We start from the raw sequence: 2,839 nt of genomic DNA on the forward strand, positions 1-2,839 counted from the left end.
AGCGCCGCCTGCGCCACGCCGACCGCACCCGCCGCGACGGAGATCCGGCCGCGGGAGAGGGCGCCCAGTGCGATCCCCAGTCCCTTGCCGACCGGTCCGAGCCGGGCGGAGTCGGGCACCCGCACGTCGTCGAGGGCGAGCTCGGCGGTGGCCTGGCCGCGCAGCCCGAGCTTGCCGTGGATCTCGGTGGCGGTGAACCCGGCCGAGTCGGTCGGCACCAGGAACGCGGTGACCCCGTCGTCGGTGCGGGCGAAGGTGAGCGCGACCTCGGCGCGGGTGCCGTTGGTGATGAACATCTTGCTGCCGGACAGCACCCAGTCGTCGCCGTCGGCGGTGGCGCGGGTGCGCAGCGAGCCCGCGTCGGACCCGGTCTCCGGCTCGGTGAGGGCGAAGCAGCCCAGCGCCTCGCCCGCGGTGAGGCGGGGCAGCCACCGTTGCTTCTGTTCCTCGCCGCCGTGCGCGAGGATCGTCTTGGCGACCAGGCCGAGCGAGACGGACACGATGCCGCGCACGGCGGAGTCGCCCCGGCCCAGTTCCTCGGTCACCAGGACGGTGGACAGCATGTCGGCCTCGACGCCGCCGTAGGACTCGGGCACGCCCAACCCGAGGAAGCCCAGTTCGCCGAGCCGGGTCACGACGGAGTCGGGGACGCGCTCGGCGCGGTCCCAGTCGCGGGCGTACGGGGCGATCTCGGCGTCGACGAACTCGGCCGCCATCCTGCGGAAGTCGAGCTGTGTCCCGGTCAGCCCGAAGTCACGTGCCAGCACGGTGCTCCTCTCGGTCGGTGGTCCGCGGTGTGCGGTGTTCCACGCGGACGGAGGCGGGTCCGCGTGGGGATTCGTCGTGCGGGGGTCAGCGCAGGTACACCCGCTCGGGATCGATCGCGGTGCGCAGCGTCGCCAGTTCCGCGTCGGTGGGGTCGGCGAGGGTGGCCGGGTCGGCGGCGACCCGCAGGGGCCATCCGGTGGCGGCGCGCACCCGCTCCACGCTCACGCCCCGCCGCAGCGCCGTGAGGGTGAGTTCCTGCCCCACGCCGTCCCGGGACAGCACGCCCAGGTCGGTGATCACGCGGGTGACGCCGCGTCCGGCGGGGCGGACGCCGTCCGCGAGTGCCCGGTCCGGGCCGGGTGAGGTGCAGAAGTCCAGTTCGTCCACGAAGGACCGTGGGTCGTGTCGGCGCATGACGACGAACACCGCGTCCGCGCCCGCCATCACCTCGGTCGCGCCCCCGGGGCCGGGCAGCCGCACCCGGGGCGCGTGCCAGTCGCCGATCACCGACGAGTTGAGGTTGCCCCACCGGTCGATCTGCGCGGCGCCGAGGAACCCGACGTCGATGTGGCCGCCCTGCAGCACCGACCCGAACAGGGTGGGCATGTCCAGCACGGCCTCGGCGCCGGTCACCAGCACGGCGTCGGCGATCGTCTCGGGCAGGCCGTCCGGGTGCGCGCCGCACACCCCCGACTCGTAGACGACCTCCAGGTCGGGGGCCACGGTGTGTTGCGCCAGCGACGCCGCCAGGGTCGGCAGCCCGATCCCGGCGAAGACCGTGCCGGTGTCCGCGAGTTCCCGCGCGGCGACGACGGACACGAGTTCGGAGGAGGTCACCGGGGCCACCTGTCACAACCGCCTTCCGTAGTTCACCGGCGCGCTGAGTGCGTCGCCCACGGCCAGCCGGTCCCGGACGTCGCCGCCGAGCTTGGCGACGTACTCGGCGTGCTCCCGGGTGCCGTACACCCATTCGGTGAGCCACTCGCGCAGGCGCCGGGGATCGGCGCTGATCGCCGACCACGAGCGGTAGAACGTGTTGTCCCGGTCGTAGTAGCCCTGGGCGAACGAGGGGTGCGCGCCGCGCGGGCACTCGACCACGGCGTCCACGGCGTGCGCGGGGATGAGGGTGCGGTTCGGGTCGGAGCGCACGACCTCGTCGGCGACGATCTCCTCGACCACCACGACGGCCCGCTCCGCGGCGAACACGGCCTCGGCCTGCACCCCGGTCAGGCCCCACAGTTGGGCGTTGCCGGCCCGGTCGGCGCGTTGCGCGTGCACGATCGTCACGTCCGGGTGCACCGGTGGCACCACGTAGATGTGCTCGGTGCCGCCGTCGGGGCCGGGGAACGGGGAGGCGACCTTCCGGATGCCCGGGTTGACCGACGGCAGGTCGCTGCCCGCGTACGAGCGCAGCGGGTAGAACGGCAGCCGCTGTGCCCCGGCGAGGTAGCGGCAGATCATCCCGTAGTGGCTGTACTCCTCGTACTCCAGCGGTGCGGGCACCCCCCGCTCGATGCGGCCGCGCAGGTTGCCCAGTGACCCGGCCGAGGAGTTGCCCACGAACGACGACACCAGCTTGCGCACGCACCCGGCGGCCAGCATCTGGTCGACGACGATGTCGGCGGTCATCCGCACGACGGTCAGGTCCCGCCGACCCTGCCGGATGATCTCGTGGCCGGCGGCCGTGGGGATCAGGTGGGTGAACCCCTCCAGGGACACGGTGTCGCCGTCCCGGACGTGCGCGGCGATCGCGTCGTGCAGCGACGTCCTCTTGTCCGTTCTGCGGCCCGGCATCGGCGGCTCCTCCCGCGGTCGTGTGCTCACCGTGCCAGGGCGCATTCATCGCCGTCCAATACTCGATTAGGCTCGGACCGAGACGATCGGCGTATCAGTTCCCGATCCGGTGGGGTGCCCCGTGGAGATCCGTCATGTCGCCGCGTTCCTCGCGGTGGCCGAGGAGCTGCACTTCGGCCGGGCGGCGCGCAGGCTGCGGATGGCGCAGCCGCCGTTGTCCCAGCGGATCCGCGCGCTGGAGCGGGAACTCGGGGTGCCGCTGTTCGAGCGCAACACC

4 protein-coding genes are annotated in these 2,839 nt (G+C 73.3%); 1 reads left to right on the forward strand and 3 read right to left on the reverse strand.

Annotated features, from left to right (window positions below):
- The 3 genes from ACTIR_RS0108095 to ACTIR_RS0108105 form a co-directional block, all read right to left on the reverse strand.
- Nucleotides 1-767: acyl-CoA dehydrogenase family protein (locus ACTIR_RS0108095; RefSeq protein ID WP_026453894.1), on the reverse strand; the 767-nt coding region annotated here is incomplete at its 3' end.
- Nucleotides 768-852: 85 nt separating this feature from the next.
- On the reverse strand, nt 853-1,614 hold the full coding sequence (locus ACTIR_RS0108100; protein ID WP_026453895.1) for a CoA-transferase subunit beta: 762 nt from the start codon (nt 1,612-1,614) through the stop codon (nt 853-855).
- Between the two features lie 3 nt (nt 1,615-1,617).
- On the reverse strand, nt 1,618-2,562 hold the full coding sequence (locus tag ACTIR_RS0108105; protein WP_007025512.1) for a CoA transferase subunit A: 945 nt from the start codon (nt 2,560-2,562) through the stop codon (nt 1,618-1,620).
- Nucleotides 2,563-2,683: 121 nt separating this feature from the next.
- Between ACTIR_RS0108105 and ACTIR_RS25300 the strand changes: the two genes are divergently transcribed.
- Nucleotides 2,684-2,839: helix-turn-helix domain-containing protein (locus ACTIR_RS25300; protein WP_154663699.1), on the forward strand; the 156-nt coding region annotated here is incomplete at its 3' end.

This window comes from Saccharomonospora iraqiensis subsp. iraqiensis (assembly GCF_000430445.1).
GTDB lineage: Bacteria > Actinomycetota > Actinomycetes > Mycobacteriales > Pseudonocardiaceae > Saccharomonospora > Saccharomonospora iraqiensis.